Genomic DNA, 26,738 nt, shown 5'->3' with positions numbered 1-26,738 from the left:
CCCGGTTCGCTCGGCTCTTTTCAGCCTTCATACGGCCGAAGCTTCGCGCCTTCTATGCGCGCGATCAACGGACGATCGCCGCGGCGGCGCGAAATCACGAATATAAAGGCCCTATGTTTGGCCCGGCCGCAATTTGTAAAAAATATGATGCCCGATCACGTCCATTTTTTCAAGACGGCGCGCCCAACGCGGGCGGACGTAATTCGCGTGATAATGCGTCGAGGCGCCGACATCCGCGACATAGGTGGCGCCGGTCGTCACTTCATTTGCGATGCGGACGGCCGAGCGCCAGGCGTCGGGCTCCGAGACGCGCAGCGCCCGGCCTTCGCAGGCGAAGGAAAATTGGCAGGCGTTGCGGCGCTGGCGGTTCTGATAGACGACGCCGCAGATCGTCGGCGGATAAAGGCCGCTCGAGACCCGGTTCAGCACCACTTGCGCGACCGCCGCCTGGCCCTGATCCGATTCGCTACGCGCTTCGAAATAGATCGCCTCGGCGAGGCAGCGCTGCTCTTGTGCGCTCCATTTGCGATCGCCGAGCGCGGCATAGGCGGAGGCGCGTGAATCGCTTGCGCCGGGGCTGACGCTCGCGCGTGGCGCGGAGCTTGTCTGGTCTTCCAGGCCCTGCGGCGGAGCATCCGGCGCGACCGCGGCGACTTCGATCGGCGTCGAATCGGCCGCTGCCGGGGTCGTCGAGCTCAGCGCGTCGGCGCGGCGGATTGGCGGCGTCGCCCCCTGCATCAGCCGCTCATTGACCGAGGCGGGGCGCATGGTCAGGGCGCTTCGCTCGGGGCGCGGCGAAGAATCGGCGAGCGGCGGGGCGGTGGTCGGCGTTTCCCCGTCCGGCCATGGCTCGAAAGCGGCGACGCTGTCCGGTCCGGCGAAGTCGGCCTCCGACGCCTCGAAGCCGCCCACCGGCCAGGCATCCTCATGCTCGAACAAAAGATCATGCGCGCGCAGATTGGCGAGGCCGCCCTCGCGCCGCAGACGCGCGTCAAATGTCGGGCGGAGCCCTACTGTCGGGTCGCCCTTGCCGGCGCGCGCGATCGTCGGCGCGGGCGCGGCGTTATGCTTGCGGTCGGCGCGCGGCTCGATTTCGTCCGCAAGCCGCTCGTGGCGACCGGCGTTTTCGGCAAAAAGACTGGCCTCGCGCAGGAAGCGCGGCGCATTGGCCAAGGGAGCTGAGGATTCGTCGGCGGAGACGCCCGGCGTTGCTGCAAACGCTCCGCCGAGGCTGGCGATCTCCTGCGGAATCAGGTTGCTGGGCGCGGTGGGCGCTCGCAGCGACAGCGGGGCGAGCGAGGCGCCGGTCACCGCTTCCTGTCCGGCGTCGGCCGGGATCGAAACCACGAGGGCGGCTCCGAGCCACCAGGGAGCGATCACGCCTGCCGCCCAGCCCAATCGCGACCTGCCCATGCCTCAACTGCGCTCCCGCCGAAGGCCGCGGCCGGACAAGACGCCGGCGCGATCGGCCAAAGGGAACTATTCGCAGTTAAGCTTTAAATTGGATTAAAGAGCCTGCAGATCAGGCGCCGATCAAAACGCGCGGCTGACGCAGAAATCGACGACATTGCTGAGGGCGAATTTCCACGGCGAGGCCGGAAACAGCTCCAGCGCGTCGCGGGCCATCGCGCCGTAATGGCGCGCGCGTTCGACCGTATCCTCGAGGGCGCGATGCTTGTGCATGGTGGCGATGGCGATTTCGAGATCGGAATCGGCAATCTCGCCGCGCTCCAGCGTGCGCCGCCAGAAATCGCGCTGCTCCGCAGTGCCGCGCCGGAACGACAGGACCACCGGAAGCGTGATCTTGCCCTCGCGGAAATCATCGCCGACATTCTTGCCGAGCTTGGCGGAGGCGCCGCCATAGTCCAGCGCGTCGTCGATCAGCTGGAAGGCGACGCCGAGATTGAGGCCATAGCCGCGGCAGGCGGCGATCTCCGCTTTCGGCCGTCCGGCGAGCAGGGGGCCGACCTCGGCCGCCGCGCCGAACAGCGCCGCCGTCTTGGCCCGAATCACGGCGAGATAATCATCCTCGCTCGTCTCGGTGTCCTTGGCGGCGGAAAGCTGCATCACCTCGCCTTCGGCGATCACCGCAGCTGCGGCGGAGAGCACGTCGAGGCAGGGCAGCGAGCCGACCTCGACCATCATCTTAAACGCTTGGCCGAGGAGAAAATCGCCGACGAGCACGCTCGCCTCATTGCCCCAAAGCATCCGCGCCGCGAGCTTGCCGCGCCGCATGTCGCTTTCATCGACGACGTCGTCGTGCAGAAGCGTCGCGGTGTGCATGAATTCGACGGAGGCGGCGAGCTTGACATGGCCCGCGCCGCGATAGTTGCAAAGACCCGCGGTGGCGAGCGTCAGCATCGGCCGCAGCCGTTTGCCCCCCGACGAGATGAGATGGTTCGCGACCTCGGGGATCATCGAGACGTCGGAGGCCGTGCGGCTCAGGATCGTCTGGTTGACGCGCTCCATGTCCGCGCTGACCAGCGCGACGAGAGGCTCGATGCCGGGTTCCGGCGTATTCTCTTCGAGGGAAATGACAACGCCCAATTCGGATACTCCGCGCCCGCCCCCGCTTCTTAGGGCGGGACCTTAAGTTTTTCAACTCGTTCGCGCCGCCGCCGCGGCCTTGCCCGGCGCGAAGCCGCATGCAAGGTATTCGAAAAGCCCGGCTGCGCCGGCGCGGCATGTAAGGGAAATCAAGTGCTCGAGCTGTTGCGCACCAATGATCTCGTGCTGATTTCACGCGTCGAGGCCTTGCTGCTGGATCTCGGCATCGGCGTTTTCGTCGCCGATGAGCATATGAGCGCGCTGGAAGGCTCGCTCGGATTTCTGCCGCGGCGCATCCTCGTCCTCGATGAAGACGTCGAGGCGGCGCGCGCCGCGCTCGCCGAGGCGGGGCTTGGCGAGGAGCTGAAGCGTGGCTGAGACGGCCGGGACCGGCCCCGTTCAGGACGACGCTTTTCTCGGCGGCAAGGTCAGGCTCTACCAAAGCGCGCGCGGACACCGGGCCGGCACCGACGCGGCGCTGCTCGCCGCCGCCGCTCCGGCTGATTTTTCGGGGCTCGTTCTCGATATTGGCGCCGGCGTCGGCGCGGCTTCGATCGCGCTTGCCGCGACGCGTCCCGGCGCGCGCATCGGCCTTGTCGAGATCGACGCGGAGGCGGCGGAGCTTGCGCGAAAAAATCTCGACCTCAACGGGATCGCCCAACGCGGCCGCGTGTTCGAGGCCGATGCGCTGTCGCCGCCAAGCCGCCGGGCCGCAGGGCTTGCCGATGAAACCGCCGATCTCGTGATCTCCAATCCGCCGTTCCTCGATCCGGCGCGGTCGCGCGCTTCGCCGGATGAGGGGCGACGGCGCGCCCATGTGATGCGGGAGGGCGGCCCGGCAGGCGTTGTGGCCTGGCTTGCGGCCTGCCTCGCGCTGACGCGTCCGGGCGGATCGTGCATCGTGATCCACCGGCCGGACAGCCTTGCGGCGCTTTTGGCGAGTCTCGAAGGCCGAGCGGGCGAGGCTGTCTTGATGCCGATCCATCCGCGCGCGGGAGCCGCCGCCATCCGCATCCTGTTGCGGGCGCGAAAAGGCAGCCGCGCGCCGCTTTCGATCGTCCCCGGACTCATCCTTCATGATGACGCGGGGTTTAGCCCGAAGTCAGAAGCCATTCATCGCGGGCAAGCCTGTCTCGACTGGTAAGATCTGCCTGCCTCACCAATAGGGATGCCAGTATCGACGATGATAGTAGGGATGATAATATCTCGGATGATAGTAATATCTGCGATAATAGCGCCTGTGATAGTAAGGACGGTAATAACGCCGGCGATAGTAATAATAGGCTTTCTCGGTGACTTGCGGTTCGGCGGGAGCGGCCAATGCGCGAATGACCGGCGCGGCCGCAACAAAACCTGACGTCGGCGCGGCGGCGGCAAGATCGGCCGTCGTCATGCAGGCGGTCAGCGCGGCGGAAATCCAGCGTTGCTTGAAATTCATCCGTATCTCCCAATAACGCTAATATAATTCAGTAACAATTGGAGCAATCGAACAGGGCGACCAAAAAAATCGTGCATCCGATCATGATTTTGTGCAACGGAAAACTTTGCCGCTTTGATAAATCCGTAGCGTGACCCTTGCAATGACATGAGCGTGGCGCTCACATGACTCGCTCGGCGCATGACAAGGAAAAGCGGGTTTCCACTTTTCGCCGTCATGCTCTAGAGCATCACGCTCCAGCGCGCCGGCCGCCTGTGTGGCCGCGCGAGAAACCGAACCGCGCAGCCGCCCACATGACCGACGCTTTCGACCTAAAAGCTCCGCCGCTCGACAAAGCTGCGCCCTCGACAAGCCTGCTCGACCCGGCGCGCTCGTTCCAGGGGCTCATCATGACGCTGCAGCGCTTCTGGGCGGAGCAGGGCTGCGTCATTCTACAGCCCTATGACATGGAGGTCGGCGCCGGAACGTTTCATCCCGCGACCACCTTGCGCGCGCTGGGGCCGAAACCGTGGAAGGCCGCCTATGTGCAGCCCTCGCGCCGGCCAAAGGACGGACGCTACGGCGAAAATCCCAACCGGCTGCAGCATTATTACCAATTTCAGGTGATCCTGAAGCCGTCGCCGCCCGATCTGCAAGCGCTCTATTTGCGCTCGCTCGCGGCGATCGGCGTGGACCTGAAACTGCACGACATCCGCTTCGTCGAGGATGATTGGGAGAGCCCGACGCTGGGCGCCTGGGGCCTTGGCTGGGAATGCTGGTGCGACGGCATGGAGGTCTCGCAATTTACCTATTTCCAGCAGGTCGCGGGGGTCGAATGCGCGCCGGTCGCGGGCGAATTGACCTATGGGCTGGAACGGCTCGCCATGTATGTGCAGGGCGTCGAAAGCGTGTTCGACCTCAATTTCAACGGCCGCGACGGCGATGAGAAAGTCACCTATGGCGACGTGTTCCGGCAGGCGGAGCAGGAATATTCGCGCTTCAATTTCGAGGCCGCCGACGTCGAACTCCTGGCCCGACATTTCCGCGACGCCGAAGCCGAATGCAAGGCGCTACTCGCGGCGGGAGAGGTCGGCGAACGCGCCCTGATCGTCCTGCCCGCCTATGACCAGTGCCTTAAGGCCTCGCATCTGTTCAATCTGCTCGACGCCCGCGGCGTGATCTCGGTCACCGAGCGGCAGAGCTATATTTTGCGAGTGCGGGAGCTCGCCAAGGCCTGCGGCGCCGCCTGGCTAAAGACCAGAGCCGGCGGCGCAGAAGACTGAGGCAGGGGGCTAGCGGCGCATCCCGCCGCCATGCATCGCGCCGCCGTGAAAGCCGCCGCCCCCGCCATGAAAGCCGCCGCCGCCCTGGCCGAAGCCGACGCTTCGGCCTGTGCGAAGGCCGCCGCCGCCGGCATAGCCGGCATAATGTCCGCTGTTCCAGCGCTGGCCGCCGCCCCAATTGCCCTGGCGATAGCCGTAAGCGGGCGCGCCGTAACCATAGCCGCCGCCGTAATAGGGGCCGCCATAACCATAGCCGCAGCCATAATAGCCGCAATCATCCGACGCGGCCGCGGCCGCTCCCAGCGACAAGGCGCCGAATGCGAGGCCGGCGGCGGCCGCGGCGCCCGGATTGTAGCCGTAGTGGCGATAGTGGCGGTGGCCGTTATAGCGATAGTGGCGATTGGTGTGGTAATTGCCGCGCCCATGATAATGGCCGCGATAGGCGATGGTCTCGATTTGTGACGGCGGGGATGTCACGAGCGCCTCGGGCGCAACGCTCATCGGGCCAGCCGAAGCCGCCGACGTCAGCGCAAACACAAGCGCGCCTGACGCGGCGGTAAGAGAAAATCTGTTCATGGCTTTGTCTCCCTTTGCAAGACCTAACGTCTGGAGCGTTGCGATGTTCCCATGCGCTGCGCGGGGTCCGGCTTGGGCGCGGTCACATTCAGTTTTTCCTTGGCGCGAGGCGCGCCAGCCCTTAGAGGCTGTCTGAAACGCCATGAGAGCCCATGCGCCGGGCGAAACCCTTTGAGCCCATGCCCGATCTTCTTCTCGAATTGTTTTCCGAAGAAATTCCCGCCCGCATGCAGGCGCAAGCGGCCGATGATCTGAAGCGTCTCGTGACCGAAGCTCTGGCGGAAAAAGGCCTCAGCTGCGAAGGCGCCGCCGCTTTTGCGACGCCGCGCCGGCTCGCGCTGCACGTCGCCGGCCTGCCGGCGCGCCAGCCCGATCTGCGCGAGGAAAAGAAAGGTCCGCGCGTCGGCTCGCCCGAGGCGGCGGTGCAGGGTTTTTTGAAAAGCGCCGGCCTCGCCTCGCTGGCGGAGGCGAAGATCGAGGTCGATCCGAAGAAGAAGACCGAATTCTATCTCGCCGTCGTCGAGCGCAAGGGGCAGCCGACGCTCGACGTTCTCGCCGAAATCCTCCCGGCCGTCATCAAGCGCTTTCCCTGGCCGAAATCGATGCGTTGGGGCGCGGCTTCGGTCAGCCCCGAGGCGCTGCGCTGGGTGCGCCCGCTGCATGCGATTATCGCGACGTTTGGGCCGGAAACGGAAGACCCCGAGATCGTGCCCTTTTCAGTCGGCGGCATTGAAGCCTCCGACGTGACCTTCGGCCATCGCTTCATGGCGCCGGGGCCGATCAAAGTCAGGCGCTTTGATGATTACGCGCCGGCGCTCGAAAAGGCCAAGGTGGTGCTGGACCCCACGCGTCGGCGAGACATCATCCTGCACGATCTGCGCGACCTCGCCTTTGCGCAAGGATTGGAACTCATCGAGGACGCGGCGCTGCTTGAGGAAGTCTCCGGCCTCGTCGAATGGCCGGTCGTGCTGACCGGCGAGTTTGACGCGGTTTTTTTGGACATTCCGCCGGAAGTTATCCGCGCCACCATCCGCGCCAATCAGAAATGCTTCGTGCTGAATGACGCGGAAAGCGGAAAGCTCGCCAATCAATTCGCGCTGGTCGCCAATATCGACGCGCCGGATGGCGGGGCGGCGATCGCCGCCGGCAACGCCCGTGTGGTGCGCGCGCGCCTGTCCGACGCCAAGTTTTTCTGGGAGACCGATCTCAAGGTCAGGCTTGAAGACCGGCTGCAGAAGCTCGAAGCTGTGACGTTTCACGAAAAGCTCGGGACGCAGCGCGAGCGGGTGAGAAGGCTGGAGGCTCTGGCGCGCCTGATCGCGCCGCAGGTCGGCGCGGACCCTGAGCTTGCCGCCCGCGCGGCGCTGCTGGCGAAAGCCGATCTTCCCTCTGAAATGGTCGGCGAATTTCCCGAGCTGCAGGGGCTGATGGGGCGCTATTACGCCGCGGCGCAGGGGGAGGCGCCGGAAGTCGCCGAGGCGATCGGCGATCATTACAAGCCGCAGGGGCCGGGCGACCGCATCCCGGCCGCGCCGGTCACGATTGCTGTCGCGCTCGCCGACAAGATTGATATTTTGGCGGGCTTTTGGGCGATCGACGAAAAGCCGACCGGCAGCAAGGACCCTTATGCGCTGCGCCGGGCGGCGCTTGGCGTCGTTGCAATCGTCCTTGAGAACCGGCTGCGCCTGCGGCTCCTGGACATTCTTGCGCTCCACAAGAAGATTGTGGACGACGACCTGCGTAAGCTTCACCTGGAACGGGCGCGGGGAGGGGGTGGCGATAGCGCTGCCATGACCGGCCAGGTCGGCCCCGATACGGTACCGGCCGATCTGCTGGGTTTCTTCGCGGACCGCCTAAAAGTCTATCTGCGCGAGCGCGGGGCGCGACATGATCTGATCGACGCTGTCTTCGCCTTGCCGGGTCAGGACGATCTGACGCTGATCCTGCGCCGCGTCGAGGCGCTCGGCGCTTTTCTTAGCGCTGAGGATGGCGCGAATCTGCTCGGCGGCTACCGCCGCGCCGCCAATATTCTGCGCGCCGAGGAGAAGAAGTTCGGAGCGGAGGAGGCGGCCTCTTATGAACTGCCCTTCTCGCCGGCGTCGTTGCGCGAGCCTGAAGAACTGGCGCTCGCCAACGTGCTCGACCCCAAAGGCGCCGAGCCGCGCTGGTCGGCGGCGATCCGCGATGAGGATTTCGAGGCCGCGATGAAGGCGCTGGCGCAGCTTCGCGCGCCGGTCGACGCCTTCTTCGAAAAAGTGACGGTCAACGCGCCCGATCCCGCGCTACGGCTGAACCGCCTGCGCCTACTGGCCGAACTGCGTCGCGCCGTCAACGGCGTCGCCGATTTCTCGCTGATCGCAGGATAGTTCCTCGATTTGCTCCCGCTGACCATTCCTTAGGGAGGGACGACCGCATCGGCGGAAAGCGCGCTTTCATGACCGGAGCGTTGAATAGCGGTGATTGCATACATCACGGTCGTCGCCGCGGGCCTCTCGTCGAGGAAACAAGCGCGCTCCGTTTCGCCGATCGCGATGCGGTTGTGATTGGCGTCGAGCGCATAGACGCGATAGCGGACCACCGCGGGGTCATAAGCTGAGACATGCTCCTTAAGAGGCTGCGGCGGGGACCAGCAGATCAGGAATCCTGACCCCTTCCGCGAAGCTGTCGGCCGAAGCGGCGCCGGCGGCGTAAAGCGCAATTGCTCCTCATAGGTGATGCCGCCGCCGGATGCGCTTGGCTCCTCGCCGCGCGCATCGCCCGTAGACGTTAATACAATCGCCATGGCGATAAGCTGCAGCCCGATCAACACTTCGCCACGTCGCTTTTTTCGAGTGGAGCTTTTTCCAAACGACAATTCAGCCAATGTTTTTGGCGCTCCAACGATGTCGACCGCAAGGAGGCCGTCGCGTCCTTGCGATCCTTCAATCATTTCACCAGGACAGGGTTCGCCTGTTTTCTGACGAACTCTTCATAGGTCAACTCCTGAAGATCCTGCGGCTTCGTGATGATGTTGGATTTACGCGCTCTGGCGGCGCTTGGCGTGGCGTTGGCGCCGTCGCCGATGGCGCCGCCGTCGAAGACAATTTCATTCCACTCGATAAAATTTGCGTTGAGGACGCTCTTTGCGCCGGAATTGTTGAGGTCGACCGCAACGTCATTGTTGTCGATCCCGCCATTCGCATTCCAGTCGACATTCTTGTTGGCGCCGTTGGCCTTTATTTTTGAGATGCCGCCACTGAACCAGCGCAAGCCGTAGGCTGCGACCAAGGGGCTGCCAAGGCCGTTCTTTTCTTTCAGCTTGTTCTCGTCCAGGGCACCGAGGTCGAAGCGCTCATAATCCAAAAGATCCTTGCCGGACTTGGACAGCCAATTGACCTGATAATTGTAGTTCATGACGCTCAAATGATTGGGCTTGTAGTTCTCGTGATCGACGCCGCCATGACGCAGGCCAAGATTGTGCCCAAGTTCATGCATGATGGTGCCAGCCTGCTCTTTGAACGTCCCCGGGTTGGAGCCCCACCCGCCCAGAGTCTCGATGAAATCGCTCTCCGGGATGCCGCGCGAAAGCCCGCTGCTGGTCCCGCCGCTGTATTTATGGGCGCACAACAGGCGATGAAAGACATGACGTTCTGCGCTGGTGAACAGCGGATCCATGATCGTGTCAAAATCGGTCCACACCGGATCCAGATTATCCTTGTGAGGGACGGCGCCTTTGCTGACGAAATGGACGGCAATGCCTTTGGACCCGCCGGGATTTGAGACGGGAGCGGCGGCGAAGGCCTTCTGCACCGCCGTGAGCACGGCCGCCGAGGGCTGATGTGACGCTCCTTCCGCCGGCCCCGCATTCATCCAGGCGTAGCCGATGAAGATATCCTTCTTCTTATAATTGGCGCCGAGCTTGGGAAGGTCGACATCGATTTTGCCGTCGCCGTCGGCGTCATATCCATAGAGCTCCCAGGCGTCGAGCAGTCCGTCTTCGTCGGTATCCTTGTTGACGCTGGCGTTGGCCGAAAGGTCGAAATAAGCGAAGAAGATATTGTCGTCGTTCGAGGGGTTTTTCGTGTCGATCCGGATAATCTTGTCGGTCTTTTTGAGATAGGGGAGCAAGGAATAAAGCTCGTCGTCGCTGCGCGGGTTGGTGGGCGTCGCCAGGGGGTTGGCAGGATTGTCGATCGCGTCGCCAACCCCTCCGACGGTAATCAACGCGCCGTTGAACGGCTTGCCGTCGTCCTCTCCGCCGGCGGCGGTCGACAGGCGCTTTCCATTCACGTCGATCGAACTATATTGTTGGATGCCGTTGGATTGGAAACTGTATGAGATTCCAAGGCCCATATTGGCGACGACGCCGGCCTTTTTCGGGTCGATCGCATTTGCGAGCACAAGTTCGAAGCGGTCGCCGGACAATTTCTGGCCGCCGAACAGTAATGAAATCGTCCGCGAACCTTTTGTCGAGGGCGCCTTGAAGACGACCACGAGGACCTCGCCGTCAATATTTGCGTTGTTCCGGATTTCGGAAAAAGTAAAACCAACGCCGCCTGGCGCCGCCGCGTCCAACTTCGGCTTTACGAACGCCGTGACATCGGCGCGAACGTTATTGAAGTAGCTTGGAAATCCAATGATATCGTTCGTTACGGCTTCGATCCAGGTGATGGAATTGCCGTCGATGGTGATGTCGCCATTGGCGATAGGCACAAAATTATTCGAGGCGGCCATCACAAAGGCCTTGTCGACAACGGCGTCCCTGCTGGGTTTCGTTACAGTTGCGACGTGGCTGACGTTGTTGCTTCCGGCCGCCGCGGCCGAAACCTGATACTTGCCATATTTCTCATAAAATCCCTTGAGGCCCGATGCGGCGAGCGCCGCATTATTCGCATCCGGCGCGACCGTGGAAGGTCGAGGCAGGGTCTTTGGAACAGTCCCCGGGATTTCGGCGGCAAGGAGAGAGTTTGCCCCAAGTAACGACAGGCCGCCCGCCAAAAATACAGCGCCGGAAAGAGCCATTTTTTTCATGTCATTGCACCGTGAGAAAAATTATCGATTATTGAATAATGAAAACATTAGATTGATATTGTTGAGTCCAACACCACACCCATCATGTAACGGACGATAGCGCAACCTGTCACTGTTGCTTGTCCGAGGCAATGGCTGATGGGGAGGCGGCGGAAATATTTTGTCGCGGCGTCACAAACGCGGCGCGTTTGCTGCGGCGCCATAAGTATTGTGGAGTGCGACTGTCTCCTCGATCACAACCGGCGCGCGCAGACGGTTGCGTTGGATCGCCTACATCCATGATCGGCCGCGCTATTCTTTGATCCGGACCGTCAGCGGCGTCAGCCCGGCGATCGTCGCCTCGATATCGTCGCCCTTCAAGACTGGTCCGACGCCCGCGGGCGTGCCGGTAAAAATGAGGTCGCCCGGCCGGATTTCGACCAATCCCGACAGGAATTGCACGATCTGCGGGACGTTCCAGATCATGTCGGAAAGGTCAGCCGATTGGCGCGTGACGCCATTCACCTTACATTCGATGGCGCCCGAGGTCAGCGTTCCGATGTCGGCCTTTCGCGTCAGCGCGCCGCAGGGCGCCGAATGATCGAAAGCTTTCGACATATCCCAGGGACGGCCTTTCGCCTTGGCCGCTGCCTGGAGGTCGCGCCGCGTCATGTCGAGGCCGACCGCATAGCCGAAGATCAAATCGTTGGCGCGCTCGGCGGGGATGTCCCGGCCGCCGCCCGAGAAAGCGACGACGAGTTCGACCTCATGCTGCAGATCGGCGGTCGCAGGCGGGTAGGGGATCGCCGCGCCATCGGGCATCAGGGCGTCGGCGGGTTTGGTGAAGAAAAACGGCGGATCGACGTCGGGGTTGCTGCCCATCTCCCGCGCGTGCTCGGAATAGTTCTGGCCAACGCAAAAAATGCGGCGCACCGGAAACAACCCGCCCGAGACAACAGCAAGCGCGACGACGGCGGGAGGATCGAAAATATAGTCGCCCATGGAAGGGATCTCCGAAGGTGGCCGATGGCTGGCGCGTAGCGGGGGCAACGCGTTAGGGACGCGCCTCCATCAGGGCGGCTTTGCAGCCCTTGGACAGGCCGGCGGCGTTGTTGTGTAGACAAGCGACGACGCGGCCTTCGCCCGGCGGCACGCCGCGGCAAAGCGCGCGATAGTCGGGCGCGCATTCGGCTCCGATCACCGCGAATTCTTCGCGGAAGCTCAAATGCCGGAAGGACTCATGCGCCGGCTGGGGCGCGGCGGTCGTCGCTGGGGGCGCGGTTGACGCCGCCGCCGGGGCCTCGGCCGCTGCGCCGGACGGCGGCGCGGAGCTTGTCGCGTTGACCGCGCTCTGACAGCCGGGGGAAAGAGACGCGAGGTTTTGGCGCAGGCAGGCGAGCGCCGCCGATCCGCCGGGCGGGACATCGGCGCAATGGGCACGATAGTCGCTGGAGCATGCGGCGCGGATGGCGCCGATTTCGGCCTGCGTCGGCTCGGCGCGCGCGGGGGCGGCGAGCAAAAGAAATCCGATCGTGAAAGCGCCGTAACGGCGGATCGCGCCGCCCGCAGCCGTTCGAATCATCGCAGCCTCCTCCCAGAGCCGGCGCAGAATGCCCGCGCCCCTGCGCGGGCGCAATGGGCGTGCCGCGCCGCGAGCGCCGTAAGGCCGCGAGCCCTATTCGACGTCGAGCGGCTCGGTTCCGGAAGGGCGGCCATCGGGGCCGAGGGTGATCTTCTCGATCCGTTGCTCCGCGCTCGTCAGCAGACGCGCGCAATGCGCCTTCAACGCCTCGCCGCGCTCATAGATGGCGATCGACTCTTCAAGACCGACGGCGCCTTTTTCGAGCTGGTCGACGATCTTTTCGAGCTCAGCGAGGGCGGCTTCGAAAGGCAGGCTCGCAACATCCTGATTCTTGATGGGCTCCGCCGCCATGCGTCTCTCGATCTTTGCCTGATTTTGCTGCGGGACATTAGCACGAACGGTCGCCGCTCAAAGCCGCACGGTCAAAAAGCGGACTTCGGCGGCCTTGGCTAATGAAGCTCCAGCGCGAAGGGCACGCCTTCGTAACAATCGGCGCCGCGGCCGATTTTTTCGATCGCCGCCGTCATGCGTCCGTCGCGCAGCAAAAAAGCGTCGGCGAGCGCGACCAGCCGCGCATTTGGCGTCGCCGTCGGCGATTTATGGCGCAAGATCGTGGCGATCTCGAATTCATCGCGTTCGGGGCTCAAGGCGCAGGCGGCGATAAAGGCCGCCGCCGTCGAGCGGCTGACCCCGGCATAGCAGTGGATCAGCATCGGCTCGGCGCGGTCCCATTGGCGGATAAAATCGAGCAGCGTCGTAACATGGTCTTCGCAGGGAAGAATATGGCCCTCGATCTCCAGCACGATGTCGGACATGGAGACATAGAGGTGCCGGCCGGCCTCGATCGTCGCGGGACGCGCGACCGGCGTGCCGCTATCCAGCAGCGTGATGAGGCTGCGCGCGCCTGTCTCCCGCGCCATATCGGGCACCTTCGCAAGCGAACAGACGTGGAGGCGGCTCATAGGTCCCATTCCTTGAAAGCGCGGGAAAGCGGGCCGCGCCGCGTTGCATCGATTTGAATGCCGCAACGCAATATAAAACTCAGCTAAATCCAACGGCGATGCAACGGAAAAGTTCATGGCTCCAGCCGCAAACTCAAGGCGCGCAACTCGGTGAGAAAGCGTTCGGCCGCCAGCGCCGGCGACCATGGCTCCCACGGGACGCCGCCATAGATTGCGATCAGCGGATCCTCGGTCAGCGGCTGATGCGCGATGCCGAGGGTCGCGCGCACTTCGCGATGGGTCCAGCCGACGACATGCACCGCCTCCGAGGCCGCGGCGACGCGATCCGCCCGCTTGTGCGGCTTTTTCTCGGCTTCCGTCCAGGGCGCAAGGCCGTAGCGCAAAGCGACGGCGCGCTCCAGGCTTTCGGTGAGCCGGCGATAGCGCTCGCCGAGGAAAGGCTTGACGACCGAAATACAGTCGAAGCCGAGCAGTCCCTCGTCGGCGTCATGCAGCAATTCGCGAAGGTCCGCGCGCGGGTCGTCGATGGCGGGATGCCACGCCCGGCGCAGCGCCAGCACCAGCAGGGAGTGCTGCGCGACGGAGAGCGGCAGATCCCAGGCCGAATGTCCGCCCCAGCGATAGGTGCGGGCGAGTCCCGTGGCGAGATCGCTGTCCTCCCAGTCAAAGGGCGTCGGATTGAGAAGATCGAGCCGCTTGCCGGAATAGAGCCTGACCCAGGCTCTGGTCGGGGCTGGACCCTCGGCGTCGCTTTGCGGCGGCGCGCCGGACTTCATGGTTTGCGGGCGAGTGCGGCGCATTCCTTGTGTCGCCAGCAGGTTGAAAGGTGATCATTGACAAGGCCGCAGGCCTGACAGAAGGCGTAGATGATGGTCGGGCCGCAGAAATTGAAGCCCCTGGCGCGCAGATCCTTCGCCATGCGCGCCGAGAGGGCGGTCTGAGCGGGGATTTCCCCCATCGAAGCAAATCTGTTCTGCACGGGAGCGCCATCGACGAAATCCCAGATATAGGTCGAAAAGCTGCTCTTTTCCTCGATGCTGATCCAGGCCTTGGCGGAAGCGACCGCCGCCAAAATCTTGGCGCGATTGCGCACGATCCCGGCGTTCTGCATCAGCGCCTCGACCTTGGCGGGCGAGAAGCGGGCGATTTTTTCGGGGTCGAACCCCGCGAACGCCTCGCGAAACGCTTCCCGCTTGCGCAGGATGGTGATCCAGGAGAGGCCGGCCTGAAAGCCGTCGAGAATCAGCTTTTCGAACAGGGCGCGGCTGTCATATTCGGGAACGCCCCATTCTTCGTCGTGATAGGCGACATACAGCGGATCGGAGCCCGGCCAAGGACAGCGACTTAAAGCGTCGGCGCCCTTGCTCATTCCGGCGCTGCGACCGCGATCGGCGTCTCGCCCGCCTTGACGACAGCGCCCGCCGCCTTGGCGTCCTCGAGCCGGTCGAGCCGGATCATGGCGAGGCCTTCCGAGCCCGAAATCGAGCCGACCTGGCCGAGCGGCGGGCCGCCCGCGGCGATCTCGACGCCGGGCGCCGGCGGCTCCCCCTCAAAGCTGAATTTGACGATCCGCTTCTTGGCCGACTTGCGGTAATGCACGCGCGCCACGACTTCCTGGCCGACGTAGCATCCCTTCTTGAAGTCGACGCCATTCAGCCAGTCGAGATTGACGTCCTGCACGAAGGCGTCGCCATAGACGAAATCGCGCCCGCCGCGCGGGACCCCGGCGGCGATGCGGCGGGCCTCATAGGCGGATTCATCGCTGTCGGAGATCCGCTCCAGCGCCTCGCGCGACGCTATGACGCGCTCTCCCATGCCGGGCGCGCGCATGTCGCGATAGACGAGGGCGCCGATTCCCGAGGGCGCCTCGCCTGCGATCAGCGCCGCGACGCCAAGCGTTTCTGAAAGGTCCTCGATGCTGATCTTGGCGCGCATCTTATGCAGGTTGAGCCGCTTCACGAGGTCCGGGGCCTGCGCCCGCACGCAATCGAAATAATATCCGGCCTCCGGTCCTTCAGGCAGCGGCACCACGAAAAAATCGAACATCAGCTTGCCCTGAGGCGAAAGCAGCGCGGAAAAGCGGCTTTCGCCGGGAGCGATGGCGAGAACGCTGTTGGTGATGAGCCTTTGCAGGAATTTTTCGGCTTCCGCCCCCAAAACCCTGACGACGCCGCGGTCGGCGAGAAAACTTAAACGACTTTCCATTGGCTTGAACCTCGACAGGGGACGGACCCGACGCTTAAGTGTCGCCGTCGCCGCCGCCTTTCAATTTTCTAACCACGGATGAACGGATGCCGCAAACATTTGATCTCCTCCTGAGGGGCGGCGCGGTCGTCGATCATAATGGCGTCGGCCTGCGCGACATTGGCGTCACGGCCGGCAAGATTGCGGCGATCGGGCAGCTGGGCGGCGCCTCCGCCGCCGAGACCATCGAAGTTTCGGGCCTGACCATCCTGCCCGGCGTCATCGACACGCAGGTCCATTTTCGCGAGCCGGGCCTGACGCATAAGGAAGATCTCGAGACCGGCTCGCGCGCGGCCGTGCTCGGCGGCGTCACTGCTGTGTTTGAAATGCCGAACACCAATCCGCTGACCACAAGCGCCGAGGCTCTCGCCGACAAGGTTTCGCGCGCGCATCATCGGATGCATTGCGACTTCGCTTTCTGGGTCGGCGGCACGGCCGATAATGTCGATCAGATCCCCGAGCTGGAGCGCCTGCCGGGCGCGGCCGGCATCAAGGTCTTCATGGGCTCATCGACCGGCTCGCTACTGGTCGAGGATGACGCCGGCGTTGAGGCGATCCTGCGCCAGACCCGGCGGCGCGCGGCGTTCCACAGCGAGGACGAGCCGCGCCTCAACGAGCGCAAGCATCTGCGCGTCGAAAACGATCCCGCCTCGCATCCGGTCTGGCGCGATGAGATCGCCGCGTTGAAATCGACGCAGCGGCTGATCCGCATCGCACGGAGCTGCGGCGCGCTGGTTCATGTGCTGCATGTCTCGACCGGCGAGGAGATTGAGTTTCTGGCGGGCCACAAGGATCTCGCCAGCGTCGAAGTGACGCCGCATCATCTGACGCTGTCGGCGGATGATTACGCCCGGCTCGGGACAAAACTGCAGATGAATCCGCCGGTGCGCGACAAGCGCCATCGCGAGACAATCTGGCGGGGGGTCGCAGAAAGCGTCGCCGATATTTTGGGCTCGGACCATGCGCCGCATACGCTGGAGGAAAAAGCAAAACCCTATCCGCAGAGCCCGTCCGGCATGACCGGGGTGCAGACTCTCGTGCCGATCATGCTCGACCATGTGGCGGCCGGGCGCCTTACGATCGAACGCTTCGTCGATCTGACCAGCGCCGGGCCGGCGCGGTTGTTTGGGATTGCGGGAAAAGGTCGCATCGCCGTCGGCTATGACGCCGATTTCACGATTGTTGATTTGAAACGCGAGGCGGTGATCGAGGATCGCTGGATCGGCTCGCGCTGCGGCTGGACGCCCTATGACGGCAAGCATGTCACAGGCTGGCCGGTCGGAACCATCGTGCGCGGCGCGCGCGTGATGTGGGAGGGCGAGATCGCCGCGCCCGCGACGGGCGAGGCGGTCCGCTTCTGGCAGGCGCTGGGTTAGCGCCCTAAGGCGCCGGCGTAAAACTCCAGTCGAAGCGGTGGTCGTGCAGACGCTGCTTCTTGTTGTCGCCGCCATATTGATCTTCGGTCGGGCTGTGGCCCTTGCGACCGCCGACAATCAGGCGGTGAATGAGGTCGGCCTTTTCCTTCTGCAGCTGGTCGGGCGTCATGGCCAGCCGGGCGGCGCTGGCCTGCGGGCAATAGAAGCGCAGATGGCCGGCGGACTGCACGCGAAAGATCACAGCCTGATCCGTTCCGTCGACGGTTGGCGTCTTGTTGTGCCGAATCTGTGCGATTGCGTGCTCGGCCTGTCCGTTGGTGATTTCATGATCGGCGCGCAGCCCCGTCCAGTCGACGCGTTCGAGTAGATCGTCGGTGTCGCTTGGCGCAATGCCTTTCGGCCACGCTTGCGATCCCTGCACGCTCTGGAAATCCGAGGTCGACAGGCCCACCGCGAAGCTCTCATAAAAGATCGTCGCGCCGCGAATCTTCATCAGCGGCACGCCCGATTGGTGAATGTGCGATTCAAGCTGATAATAGGCGCCCGAGCGCGGCGCCGTGAACACCATGCCGGTGTGGTTCGGGCCGCGGATTTTTGTCGCGGTCTGCACGCGCCAGCCGCCGGCTCCGTCCGGCAGATAGATGAAGAAGCGGTTCTGGAAGCTGTGGAACTGCGCAATGTCGCCGCGCTGCGCGGAGGCCGGCGGCACATGCTTGCCCCAGGTGTAGGGAACGGCGCCTTGGGCGATATGAAGCGCGCGATCATGATCGAGCGCGCGCGCCTCGAACAGCGCGGCATAGACCCAATGCGTGCATTCATTGCCGATGCCGGCCGGATTGTTGGTCATCTGGTCGACGCCGAATTGCGTCAGCAATCGTCTCTTGGCCGAGTCGATGTCGGTCATTGTTGAGCTCCATGGCGGGTTGTTTTCCACCATGGCGCTGGGGCGCTCACTTTGCCGTGACGAAAGGCACGAAGCGGAGTGCGCGCTTGCAGCTTGGGCCGCGCTACAGCGTCTTCATGAATCCGGCAAAGCGCATCAGCCCTTCGGGCCACGGGCCATGTCCCGACTCGGCATTGATATGGCCCGAATTGCCGGCGTCGACGAGTTCTGCGCCAAGCGTATTGGCGAGCCGCTCGGCGTCCTCGAACCCGCCGTAAAGATCATCGCGGCTGGCGATGACCAGCGCCGGAAACGGCAGCTTTTCGAGCGGATCGGCGGCAAAGGCGGCGTCGACCGAGGGGAGGGCGGCGACGCTTTCGGAAGAAGGCGGCGCCACCAGAAATGCGCCCTTGACCGGCAGCCCGCGCAATTGTTCGGCCGAATGGGCGACGGCGAGCGCGCCAAGACTATGCGCGACGAGGATCACGGGGCGTTCGGCGCGCTGAATCTCCTCGATGAGGCGCGCGCGCCAGGCTTCGAGCTGCGGCCGGTCGAAATCATCCTGCTGGACGATCCGCGAGGTCGGCAGCTTGGCGTCCCAGCGGCTTTGCCAGTGATCCGGCCCCGAGCCGCCAAGACCGGGGACGAGCAGAATATCCGCCTCCGACGTGCGCATGGGTTAAGCGCTGGCCGCGGCGGGCGACCGCGACAGTTCGGCGACCAGCCGGTCGATGAAGGTCTCGTAAAGCTTGGCCTCCATCGCCTCGAGTTTTGGCGCGCGCGTTGCGAATTCGGGGTCGTTCGCGGCGATCTCGGCGTTGATGTCGGAGAGGTGCTTTTCCTCCTCCATCAGGAGGCCGGCGATGCGTCCCGCAATCGGCGAGGCCCCGAGCGCGGTCTTGTAGACGCCGTAGACGTCAAGCGCGCGGCGCTCGATCAGCCAGGTCACATAGCAATAGACGAGCTTTGCCCGTTCGGCGTCGGGGAGCGCGGCAAAAACCTCGTCGCAGCCTTTGTCGAGGCTCTGGAAATAATCCTCCGCCTCCTCGCCGCAGAGCATGGTTTCGGGCGCATAGGCCGCGAAGGCGTCGCCGCCGACCTTGAGCGCGAGCTTCTTGAGGCCCAGCGCATGGCGGCCTTCCTCAAGCGCATGGGTCAGGATCTCGGCCGTCAGCGCCTCAGCGCGCTGGCTTTTCACGATTTTGCGGAAGCCGACATATTCGAGATAGGAGAAGGTGTTGAGCCAGCGCGCGTGAAGGTTTGCGTCCGCGACGACAGCGGCGATCGAGGCTTCAAGGCGATTGGTTGCAAGCATGGGCTCTCTTTCAGTTTTTGGGCTGCGGGCGGCCAGCCTTGGCTGGTTCAACCCTCGCCGAAGACGCGCGCAAAAATCACGTCGACGTTTTTCAGATGATAGCCGAGATCGAATAGCTGTTCGAGTTCGGCGTCGCTAAGCGCCTTCGAGACGTCTGGATCCGCCTTGAGCAGCGTCAGGAAATCGCCTTCGCCGCGCCAGACCGGCATGGCGTTGCGCTGGACATAGGCATAGGACTCCTCGCGGCTGATCCCTTTCTGGGTCAGCGCCAGCAGCACGCGCTGCGAATGGATGAGGCCGCCGAGCCGGTCCAGATTCTTCTGCATATTGGCGGGATAGATCAGCAGCCGGTCGATGACGCCGGTCATGCGCGCCAGCGCAAAGTCGAGCGTGATCGTGGCGTCGGGGCCGATCATCCGCTCGACGGAGGAATGGGAAATATCGCGTTCATGCCAGAGCGCGACATTCTCCATCGCCGGCAGCGCCATGCCGCGTATGAGGCGGGAGAGGCCGGTTACATTCTCGGTCAGCACCGGGTTGCGCTTGTGCGGCATCGCGGAGGAGCCCTTTTGCCCCTCCGAAAAAAATTCCTCGACCTCCAGCACTTCGGTGCGCTGCAAATGCCGGATCTCGATCGCGAGCCGCTCCAGCGAGGAGGCGACGACGGCGAGGGTCGCAAAGAACATGGCGTGACGATCGCGCGGAATGATCTGCGTCGAGGCCGGCTCGACGGCAAGTCCCAGCTTTTCGGCGACGTAGATTTCGACCCGCGGATCGATATTGGCGAAGGTGCCGACCGCCCCCGAGATGGCGCAGGTTGCAATTTCCTTGCGCGCATGGATCAGCCGCTCCTTGGCGCGCAAAAATTCGGCATAGGCCTGGGCGAGCTTCAGCCCGAACGTCATCGGCTCGGCATGGATGCCATGCGAGCGCCCGATCGTCGGCGTGAACTTATGCTCGAAGGCGCGCCGCCTCAGCGCGGCGAGCAGGGCGTCGACGTCCGCAATGAGGATATCGGCGGCCCGCTTCAGCTGCACCGAAAGGCAGGTGTCGAGCACGTCGGAGGACGTCATGCCCTGATGGACGAAGCGCGATTCGGGGCCGATGAATTCGCCAAGATGGGTCAAAAAGGCGATGACGTCATGCTTCGTCACTTTCTCGATTTCGTCGATGCGCGCGACGTCGAATTTAGCCCCGCCGGCCTTTTTCCAGATTGCCGCGGCGGCCTCCTTGGGGATGACGCCGATCTCGGCGAGCGCGTCGCAGGCATAGGCCTCGATCTCGAACCAGATGCGGAATCGCGTCTGCGCGTCCCAGACGGCGACCATTTCAGGGCGGGAATAACGGGGGATCATCGGCGGTCTTCCTTTCGGGGGTGCGTAGCACGGCTGCGTCGGACAAGGCAAAGCCGGCGAGCGCGCCGCTAGTTAGGATCAGAGGTCGTTTCCGAAAGGGGCCATATTCCTGGCCGCCGAAATCATGCCCGAAGCGCGGCGCGCCGCTCGGGCGGGCGGATCCCCGAGATGAGCTCGCGGGACGCGGAGAACGTGCTCCTAGGCGCTGATTTTCAACGTAAATCGTGAGTTAGCAGCGCTGGCGTCCTGTAAAAGCCGGCGTCGCCCAGTTCAATCTCTGCCCCGTATGTGCGCAATCGCGCTTGTCGCACGCCAATAGGCTTCATAGAACGACGATAAGCTGGTTCCTCGCGCAGGGCGCCGAAGACTATTTTTCGATCTCAATCAAGACTTGCGGGAGGGTGTTTATGCAGATGGTTCGGATCACGGCGCTTGCCGTTGCGTCGGTTTTTTATTCGCCGCTGGCGGTGATGGCCGAAGATGCTCCTCAAGCGCCGCAAAGTCTGCAACCCTTCGCTGAATTCATCGGCGGGATCGCCGCTTCGCAAACCGGCGCAGCAGCAAGCACGACGCCTGCCGTCGCGTCGGCCCGCTCCGCGCCGACGCAAGCGCAATCCTATCTCGCTTCGCTCTATGCGAGCGTCGACGCGAAAGCTGTGAAACATAGCTTCGTCGACGCCAATGACACGGCATTCGACTGTATTCCGATCATGCAGCAGCCGGCGCTGCAGGGCTCCAAAGAGCCGCTGCCGACGCCCCCCGATATCCCGAAAGGCATCTCGCGCGCTGCGTCGGCTGACGGGCAGGCGAAGGCGACCAATCTCAGCGCCGCCGAGACCGACCGGTTCGGCAACGCCATGGCCTGCGCAGAGGGTGCGATCCCGATGGCGCGCGTCACGCCCGAGCAGATCGGCCGCTTTGCCAGCCTGCAGGAGTTTTTTCGCAAGAGCCCCGACGGCGCCGGTTTGCCGCAGCGCGCGGCAAACCGTCAAGCGCCGGTGCCGGCGACGCATCGCTATGCGCACGCCTACCAGGAAGTGAACAATGTGGGCGGCCACAGTCTGCTGAATTTGTGGAAGCCGGCAGTCGCCGCAAGCCAGATCTTTTCCCTGTCGCAACACTGGTATGTCGGCGGCAACGGGGCCGGACTGCAAACCGCCGAGACGGGCTGGCAGGTCTATCCGAAGTTTTACAATACCCCCAAGCCGGTCTTTTTTATCTATTGGACGGCCGACGGCTACACCAACACCGGCTGCTACAATCTGACCTGCGCCGCCTTCGTTCAGACCAACAATTCCTGGGCGGTCGGCGGCGCGCTCAAGCCATGGAGCACCTCGCCGAAAAAGCAGGTCGTTCTCGAGCTCAGCTATTTCCTGTTTCAAGGCAGATGGTGGCTCTATGTGAACGGCACGGCCGCTGCGAACGCGATCGGCTATTACCCGGCCACGCTCTATAAAGGGGGCGCGATGAGCGTCGGCGCGCAGGAAATCGACTATGGCGGCGAAGTCGTCGGGACGAAAAGCTGGCCTCCCATGGGCAGCGGCAAATTTGCGAGCCTTGGCTTCGGCAAGGCCGCCTATCAGAGCGACATCTACTACTTCCCTCCGGCGGGGGCGAATGTTCCCGCGAATCTGACGGTCTCGCAGGACTGGCCCTGGGCCTATACGGGCTCTTTCAGCTATCTCAACTCTCCCAACTTCTCGACGCTCTTCTTCGGTGGGCCCGGCGGAAAGCGGTGACGATCCGGCCACCGATCGACCCGCCGAAAGCCGTTTGACGCGTGGCCGATGATTGGGCCCGTCACGAAATTGTTGCGTAAAATTGACAAAGTACGCTTGGGCAGTTGGACGTCTGGCGATCCTGGGGAGGTCGGCGTGGCATTGGACAGTGCGGGTCTGCGCGCTGACACAGTGACTCAGATCCGCGAGCGGATCGCTGCGACATCCGACGAGCGGATGAAGAGCCGCGCGAAGGTCGCATCCGGCGATTGGCGCGGCGCCGAACCCGACAATACTCGGGCCGTCGCCTATGCGGCGCGTATCGATCGGGAGGCGGGTCACGCCGAGGCGAGCCGTGGCACGAACGACTTCCAGCCGGCCGCCTTTCTTCCCGACGGCGCCAAGGCCCGGCGTGCGGTGGCACGCACAATCCTTGAGTCTTCTGGCGAGTCGCGCACAGCCACAGGGTTCCTGATAAGCGCCGACCTGTTCTTGACCAATCAGCACGTCGTCAAGGATGCGGCCGATGCGACCCTGACGCAGATCCTCTTTGATGACGAACTGGACGAGCGTGGCGAGATCCGTCCGGCGACGGCGTTCGCGCTCGATCCCGACACTCTGTTCCTGGCCTCGGAAGAAGCCCAGCTCGATTATGCGCTTATCGCGGTCGGCGCGCGCGTCCGCGGCGCTGGCGCCCTCGCTGATTTTGGCTTTTGTCCGCTGAGCCGGACGCCGGATCGCCATCAACTTGGCATCAACGCGAATATTGTTCAACATCCGGAAGGCCGTAAGAAGATCGTCGTTCTGCGTAACAACCTGATCGTTGCGCGCGACGACAATGACGGCCGGCTGTTCTACGAGACCGACACGCTTGATGGCTCGTCCGGTTCGCCGGTCTTCAACGATCTCTGGGATGTTGTTGCTCTTCATCATTACGGCGAGGCGAACGAAGATGTTGTCCTGCCCAGCGGATCAAAGACGCGCAGCGTAAATGAGGGCATCCGGATCAGCAGCATCTACGACGATCTCAGCGCAAAGGTGGCGGGTCTGGCCGGACGGGGGCGCGAACTGCTCGAACAGGCGCTCGTGCTCTGGAAGACAGATGCGCCTACGGAAAAGAAACTCACGCCGCGTCCCCGACAAACGGACGATGCCGCATCTCCAGCGGAGGCCGCCGCCGCATCCGGCAGCCGTAAGGCGCCGCCATCTCCGGATCCGATCCTCGTTTCAAAAGAGGCGCCCGCCATGCCCATTCCTGCATCTGAAGCGACGATCGTTCTCCCGCTTGAAATCACGATCCGCATCGGGACGCCAGCGAGCGTTTCGTCGCTGTCGCCTGGCGGCGCTGCGGAACGCGCCCTCGCGCCCGCGCCTCGCGCGCTTGCGGAAGCCAAGCGCATCGATCGCGATTATGCAAACCGTAATGGCTTCGATCCGACATTTGTGCCTGGACTCGACATCGATCTCGCCACGATAGTTGATCCCCTGAAAAAGAAGATCGCAGCCCTGCTAGAGCCGGCCGAAGGGCGCCTCTCGGGCGAGCTGATCTATGAGAATTTCAGCGTCGTCATGCACAAGGTGCGCCGCATCGCGATCCTGACCGCGACCAACATCGATGGCGAAACCTATATAGAGATCGACCGCAAGACCGGCCAACCCGCCGAGGAGCAGCCCAGAGCCGAAGGGGACGTCTGGTACAAGGACACCCGCATCAATGAACCCCTGACACTCACAAATGATTTCTACAGCGGATGGAGCCACATTTTCGATCGTGGGCATCTAACGCGGCGCAACGATCCGACCTGGGGTCCAAACGCTGCTCGCGCCAACGCCGACACGTTTCACTTCACGAACTGTTCGCCGCAGCATTGGAAGTTCAACGAGTCGATCGAGTTCTGGCAGGGCGTCGAGCGGTATGTTCTGGAGCAGGGCCTGTGGGAGACCGGATTCGACAAGCGCCTCAGCGTGCTCCAGGGCCCGTTGTATGACGCTCCGCAGCCGCTTTACGCGGACGACGTTGAAGTCCCGAACGCCTTCTGGAAGATCGTGGTCTGGAAAGGAAAAGGCGGCCTGAAGGCGGTCGCGCTTGTTGTCGACCAGACTGATCTGCTTTCGATCATGCGCCGCGGCGGCGGGCAGCCGGACGAGACCACGCGGGCGAAGGTGACCCAATTCCGGACAACCGTCGCGGATGTCGCCAGCCGCAGCGGGCTCCGTCTCGACGCGCTCGCTCCCTATGATACGGCCGCCGGCGGCCTGCCTCATGTTGGCGAAGCCCAGCGCGTGCTGACGAGCTTCGCACAGATCAAGGTGCGCTAGGCGGGTAAGCCGTTCGCATCCAGCGCCCCGTGATCGCGCGACCATCGCGCGCCTCAGCGGACGCCTTGACGACACGCTTGGTTTCGCCGTGGCGCAAATCTAGCGCCCTGGCGAAATGCCAACCCTATTGGGCGTTCGCTCCCCGCTCTGCTTTCAGCCGCGCGATCTCCGCTCGGATCGGCGCGAACGGCCCGTATTTATGCTGCTCCGCGCTAAAACCGTCGGCGTAGGGGCCATAGGGCGCGTCGATCGGCTTTTCGATGAGATCGGGAAAATCATGGTCGAGGCCGGGCTTTTGCGGCCGCTGCTGCGATTCGACGAAAGCGGCAACGTCCCAGGCCTCCTCGACGGATAGTTTCGGGTTCAGATAATCGGCGCCCCCCGGCATGTTCGAATGGGCGAAATTCGCCATTGTGATCAGCCGCGCCATGCCCGCGCCGTCGTTAAAACTGTCCGCGCCCCAAAGCGGCGGAACGGCATAGCCAAGGCTCAAGGCGCCCGGATCGCGCGGCACGCCGGCCCCGTCGGCGCGGTGGCAGGCGGCGCAAATCGTGGCGTAGATCGGCTCTCCGCGCTTCGGGTCGGCCGCGCGATCCAGTTCCGGGATCGCGCCGGAGCCATGGCCCGCGAGTTGCTCGCCCGGGGTCATGCCGGAGGAGAGAAAATCCAGATAGGCGACAAGCGCGGCAATCGCTGGCGAATCCGCCGGCGCGGCGCGTCCATTGAGGCTGCGGGTCAAACAGGAGTCGATCCGCTGGGGAAGCGAAATCTCGACGCCGCGCCGCTCGCTGTAGGCAGGGAAGTCGGCGATCAGGCCAAACAGCGGTAGGCCGAATTTCTTTGTTCCGGCCTCGAGGTGGCAATCGGCGCAGGCCAGATTGTTGCCGGCGAAGCGTTGCGCCGGATCGGGAGCGCCGGGCCCAATCAGCGCCGGCGTTTGCGTCACGATTTCGCGGCCCAGCCGGACAAGCCTGCCATGCGCATCGTCCGGCAGGGCCCTCATATCCGGGACGCGCCAGACGGCGTTTTGCGCGCGGGCGCCCCCTGCGGCGCCAATCGCCAGAGCCGCAAGCGCGCATAAGACGCCTGCGCACGCGCAGACGCGCCTTGCAAAAGATGCGGCCATCTAAAAACCCCCCGTAGGAACGAATCTAACTTTTGCCGAAACGCTTGCGCCAATCTGGCGGGCTCGCCGCGAAAGGCAGCGCCCGCGCCTCATAAACCGCGCGGGCGATGGCCCGCGCCAGGCAATCGGCGGCGAGCGCGCCGATCTCGATCTTGTCGGTCAATGTGGCGGGTTTGGACGCGAGCCCGGTCGCCGCCGAAAAAACCGTATCGCCGTCCATCGCCGCATGGGCTGGGCGCAGCGCGCGCGCCATGCCGTCCTGCGCCATCACGGCGAGGCGCTTGGCCTCGGACCTTGTCAGCGCCGCGTCGGTGGCGACGATCGCGATGGTCGTATTCTGCGGCTCGACGCTCTTGATTTTGAAATCCGGACTCGGCCAGAGGGCAGGCCAGCCGAGCCTGCCAAATTCCGCTTCGCGCTCATAGGGCGCCGCCCAGAAATGCGGCCCCTCGCCGATGGTCGCCCGGCCGACCGCATTGACGGCGACAAGCGCGCCGACGGTAAATCCCGAAGCGCTCTGCGCGCTCGCCGAGCCGAGGCCGCCCTTGAGATCCGCGGTGGTCGCGCCATAGCCGGCGCCCGCCGTGCCGAGCGAAAAATCCAGCCCCGCCACGGCGGCGGCTTCAAATCCGAGCCGCCAATAGATCGGCTCGCCGCCAAAATCCTTGTCGCCGCCATTGAGGAGATCGAACAGCACGGCGCCGGGGGCGATGGGCACCTTGATCGCGCCGACTGAAAAGCCCTGACCCTGCGCGCGCAAAAAGGCGGTGACGCCGCCCATCGAATCGAGGCCGTAAACAGAGCCGCCGGACAGCACGAGCGCATTGACGCTCTCGACCGTCATGCCGGGTTCGAGCAAAGCCGTGTCGCGTCCGCCGGGCGCGCCGCCGTGGATCGCGATCGAGGCAACGGCCGGGGCCTCGAACAAAACCGTCGTGACGCCGGAGGCGATCCTTGGGTCTTGGGCGTTGCCGACGCGAAGGCCGGCCACATCGGTGATCAGGTTTTTCACAGGCGGGTCTGCTGCGGGGCGGGAATAAAAAGAG

General features: G+C 63.9%; 26 protein-coding genes. 7 read left to right on the top strand and 19 right to left on the bottom strand.

Annotation, left to right across the window (positions count from 1 at the left end):
* Positions 1-111: 111 nt before the first annotated feature.
* Positions 112-1,413 (bottom strand): cell wall hydrolase, encoded by a 1,302-nt coding sequence (locus MSIL_RS05750; protein WP_012590155.1) that lies wholly within the window; start codon positions 1,411-1,413, stop codon positions 112-114.
* 120 nt (positions 1,414-1,533) lie between these two features.
* Positions 1,534-2,547, bottom strand: a complete 1,014-nt coding sequence (locus MSIL_RS05745; RefSeq protein WP_012590154.1) for a polyprenyl synthetase family protein — start codon at positions 2,545-2,547, stop codon at positions 1,534-1,536.
* A 153-nt stretch (positions 2,548-2,700) separates the two neighbouring features.
* Between MSIL_RS05745 and MSIL_RS05740 the strand changes: the two genes are divergently transcribed.
* The gene (locus MSIL_RS05740; protein WP_012590153.1) at positions 2,701-2,925 is read left to right on the top strand and encodes a putative signal transducing protein; all 225 of its coding nucleotides are present in this window, start codon (positions 2,701-2,703) and stop codon (positions 2,923-2,925) included.
* Positions 2,918-3,691: a tRNA1(Val) (adenine(37)-N6)-methyltransferase gene (locus MSIL_RS05735; protein WP_012590152.1), complete on the top strand. Its 774-nt coding sequence runs from the start codon at positions 2,918-2,920 to the stop codon at positions 3,689-3,691. Before MSIL_RS05740 ends, MSIL_RS05735 begins: the two co-directional genes overlap by 8 nt.
* Positions 3,692-3,703: 12 nt before the next feature.
* Here the strand turns inward: MSIL_RS05735 and MSIL_RS05730 are convergent, their stop codons facing one another.
* The gene (locus MSIL_RS05730; RefSeq protein WP_012590151.1) at positions 3,704-3,985 is read right to left on the bottom strand and encodes a hypothetical protein; all 282 of its coding nucleotides are present in this window, start codon (positions 3,983-3,985) and stop codon (positions 3,704-3,706) included.
* A gap of 293 nt (positions 3,986-4,278) precedes the next feature.
* Between MSIL_RS05730 and MSIL_RS05725 the strand changes: the two genes are divergently transcribed.
* Positions 4,279-5,247 (top strand): glycine--tRNA ligase subunit alpha, encoded by a 969-nt coding sequence (locus MSIL_RS05725; RefSeq protein WP_012590150.1) that lies wholly within the window; start codon positions 4,279-4,281, stop codon positions 5,245-5,247.
* 9 nt (positions 5,248-5,256) lie between these two features.
* Here MSIL_RS05725 and MSIL_RS21010 read toward each other — a convergent pair whose 3' ends face one another.
* A complete protein-coding gene (locus MSIL_RS21010) occupies positions 5,257-5,823 on the bottom strand; it encodes a hypothetical protein (RefSeq protein WP_012590149.1) in 567 nt (188 codons plus the stop codon).
* Between the two features lie 179 nt (positions 5,824-6,002).
* On the opposite strand from MSIL_RS21010, the gene glyS reads away from it, so the two are divergent.
* On the top strand, positions 6,003-8,189 hold the full coding sequence (glyS, locus tag MSIL_RS05710) for a glycine--tRNA ligase subunit beta (protein ID WP_041367668.1): 2,187 nt from the start codon (positions 6,003-6,005) through the stop codon (positions 8,187-8,189).
* Positions 8,190-8,218: 29 nt separating this feature from the next.
* Here the strand turns inward: glyS and MSIL_RS05705 are convergent, their stop codons facing one another.
* The 9 genes from MSIL_RS05705 to ygfZ form a co-directional block, all read right to left on the bottom strand.
* On the bottom strand, positions 8,219-8,605 hold the full coding sequence (locus tag MSIL_RS05705) for a hypothetical protein (protein WP_148213031.1): 387 nt from the start codon (positions 8,603-8,605) through the stop codon (positions 8,219-8,221).
* Between the two features lie 143 nt (positions 8,606-8,748).
* Positions 8,749-10,833 carry a zinc metalloprotease gene (locus MSIL_RS05700; RefSeq protein WP_012590146.1) on the bottom strand — a complete coding sequence of 695 codons (2,085 nt, stop codon included), beginning with the start codon at positions 10,831-10,833 and terminating at the stop codon, positions 8,749-8,751.
* Between the two features lie 291 nt (positions 10,834-11,124).
* Positions 11,125-11,814 (bottom strand): fumarylacetoacetate hydrolase family protein, encoded by a 690-nt coding sequence (locus MSIL_RS05695; protein WP_012590145.1) that lies wholly within the window; start codon positions 11,812-11,814, stop codon positions 11,125-11,127.
* A gap of 52 nt (positions 11,815-11,866) precedes the next feature.
* Positions 11,867-12,394, bottom strand: a complete 528-nt coding sequence (locus MSIL_RS05690; RefSeq protein WP_012590144.1) for a cysteine rich repeat-containing protein — start codon at positions 12,392-12,394, stop codon at positions 11,867-11,869.
* A 93-nt stretch (positions 12,395-12,487) separates the two neighbouring features.
* Entirely contained in the window at positions 12,488-12,745 is a 258-nt protein-coding gene (locus tag MSIL_RS05685) for an exodeoxyribonuclease VII small subunit (protein ID WP_012590143.1), read from the bottom strand.
* 98 nt (positions 12,746-12,843) lie between these two features.
* On the bottom strand, positions 12,844-13,356 hold the full coding sequence (locus tag MSIL_RS05680; RefSeq protein ID WP_012590142.1) for a tyrosine phosphatase family protein: 513 nt from the start codon (positions 13,354-13,356) through the stop codon (positions 12,844-12,846).
* A gap of 113 nt (positions 13,357-13,469) precedes the next feature.
* A complete protein-coding gene (locus MSIL_RS05675) occupies positions 13,470-14,156 on the bottom strand; it encodes a phosphohydrolase (RefSeq protein WP_041367666.1) in 687 nt (228 codons plus the stop codon).
* Positions 14,129-14,725, bottom strand: coding sequence for a DNA-3-methyladenine glycosylase I (locus tag MSIL_RS05670; RefSeq protein WP_012590140.1), 597 nt, complete (start codon positions 14,723-14,725; stop codon positions 14,129-14,131). The genes MSIL_RS05675 and MSIL_RS05670 overlap by 28 nt, the downstream gene beginning before the upstream one ends.
* Positions 14,722-15,561, bottom strand: coding sequence for a CAF17-like 4Fe-4S cluster assembly/insertion protein YgfZ (gene ygfZ / locus MSIL_RS05665; RefSeq protein WP_012590139.1), 840 nt, complete (start codon positions 15,559-15,561; stop codon positions 14,722-14,724). The genes MSIL_RS05670 and ygfZ overlap by 4 nt, the downstream gene beginning before the upstream one ends.
* 86 nt (positions 15,562-15,647) lie before the next feature.
* Here ygfZ and MSIL_RS05660 point away from each other — a divergent pair, with 86 nt between their 5' ends.
* On the top strand, positions 15,648-16,976 hold the full coding sequence (locus MSIL_RS05660; protein ID WP_012590138.1) for a dihydroorotase: 1,329 nt from the start codon (positions 15,648-15,650) through the stop codon (positions 16,974-16,976).
* A 4-nt stretch (positions 16,977-16,980) separates the two neighbouring features.
* On the opposite strand, the gene MSIL_RS05655 is transcribed toward MSIL_RS05660, so the two are convergent.
* The 4 genes from MSIL_RS05655 to purB all read right to left on the bottom strand — a co-directional run bounded on the left by MSIL_RS05655 (position 16,981) and on the right by purB (position 20,529).
* Entirely contained in the window at positions 16,981-17,880 is a 900-nt protein-coding gene (locus MSIL_RS05655) for a hypothetical protein (RefSeq protein WP_012590137.1), read from the bottom strand.
* Positions 17,881-17,983: 103 nt separating this feature from the next.
* Positions 17,984-18,535: an RBBP9/YdeN family alpha/beta hydrolase gene (locus MSIL_RS05650; RefSeq protein ID WP_012590136.1), complete on the bottom strand. Its 552-nt coding sequence runs from the start codon at positions 18,533-18,535 to the stop codon at positions 17,984-17,986.
* Positions 18,536-18,538: 3 nt separating this feature from the next.
* A complete protein-coding gene (locus MSIL_RS05645) occupies positions 18,539-19,174 on the bottom strand; it encodes a hypothetical protein (RefSeq protein ID WP_012590135.1) in 636 nt (211 codons plus the stop codon).
* Positions 19,175-19,221: 47 nt separating this feature from the next.
* On the bottom strand, positions 19,222-20,529 hold the full coding sequence (gene purB, locus MSIL_RS05640; protein WP_012590134.1) for an adenylosuccinate lyase: 1,308 nt from the start codon (positions 20,527-20,529) through the stop codon (positions 19,222-19,224).
* Between the two features lie 407 nt (positions 20,530-20,936).
* On the opposite strand from purB, the gene MSIL_RS05635 reads away from it, so the two are divergent.
* The gene (locus MSIL_RS05635) at positions 20,937-22,268 is read left to right on the top strand and encodes a neprosin family prolyl endopeptidase (protein ID WP_012590133.1); all 1,332 of its coding nucleotides are present in this window, start codon (positions 20,937-20,939) and stop codon (positions 22,266-22,268) included.
* Between the two features lie 135 nt (positions 22,269-22,403).
* Positions 22,404-24,566 carry a DNA/RNA non-specific endonuclease gene (locus MSIL_RS05630; RefSeq protein WP_012590132.1) on the top strand — a complete coding sequence of 721 codons (2,163 nt, stop codon included), beginning with the start codon at positions 22,404-22,406 and terminating at the stop codon, positions 24,564-24,566.
* A 124-nt stretch (positions 24,567-24,690) separates the two neighbouring features.
* On the opposite strand, the gene MSIL_RS05625 is transcribed toward MSIL_RS05630, so the two are convergent.
* Both MSIL_RS05625 and MSIL_RS05620 read right to left on the bottom strand, forming a co-directional pair.
* Positions 24,691-25,569, bottom strand: a complete 879-nt coding sequence (locus MSIL_RS05625) for a c-type cytochrome (protein WP_244406222.1) — start codon at positions 25,567-25,569, stop codon at positions 24,691-24,693.
* 148 nt (positions 25,570-25,717) lie between these two features.
* Positions 25,718-26,704, bottom strand: coding sequence for a P1 family peptidase (locus MSIL_RS05620; RefSeq protein ID WP_012590130.1), 987 nt, complete (start codon positions 26,702-26,704; stop codon positions 25,718-25,720).
* Between the last annotated feature and the right edge of the window lie 34 nt (positions 26,705-26,738).

The organism is Methylocella silvestris BL2, from assembly GCF_000021745.1.
Taxonomy (GTDB): domain Bacteria; phylum Pseudomonadota; class Alphaproteobacteria; order Rhizobiales; family Beijerinckiaceae; genus Methylocapsa; species Methylocapsa silvestris.
The sequence above is the reverse complement of the archived record's forward strand: the minus strand, read 5'-3'. Positions and strand labels throughout refer to the sequence as shown.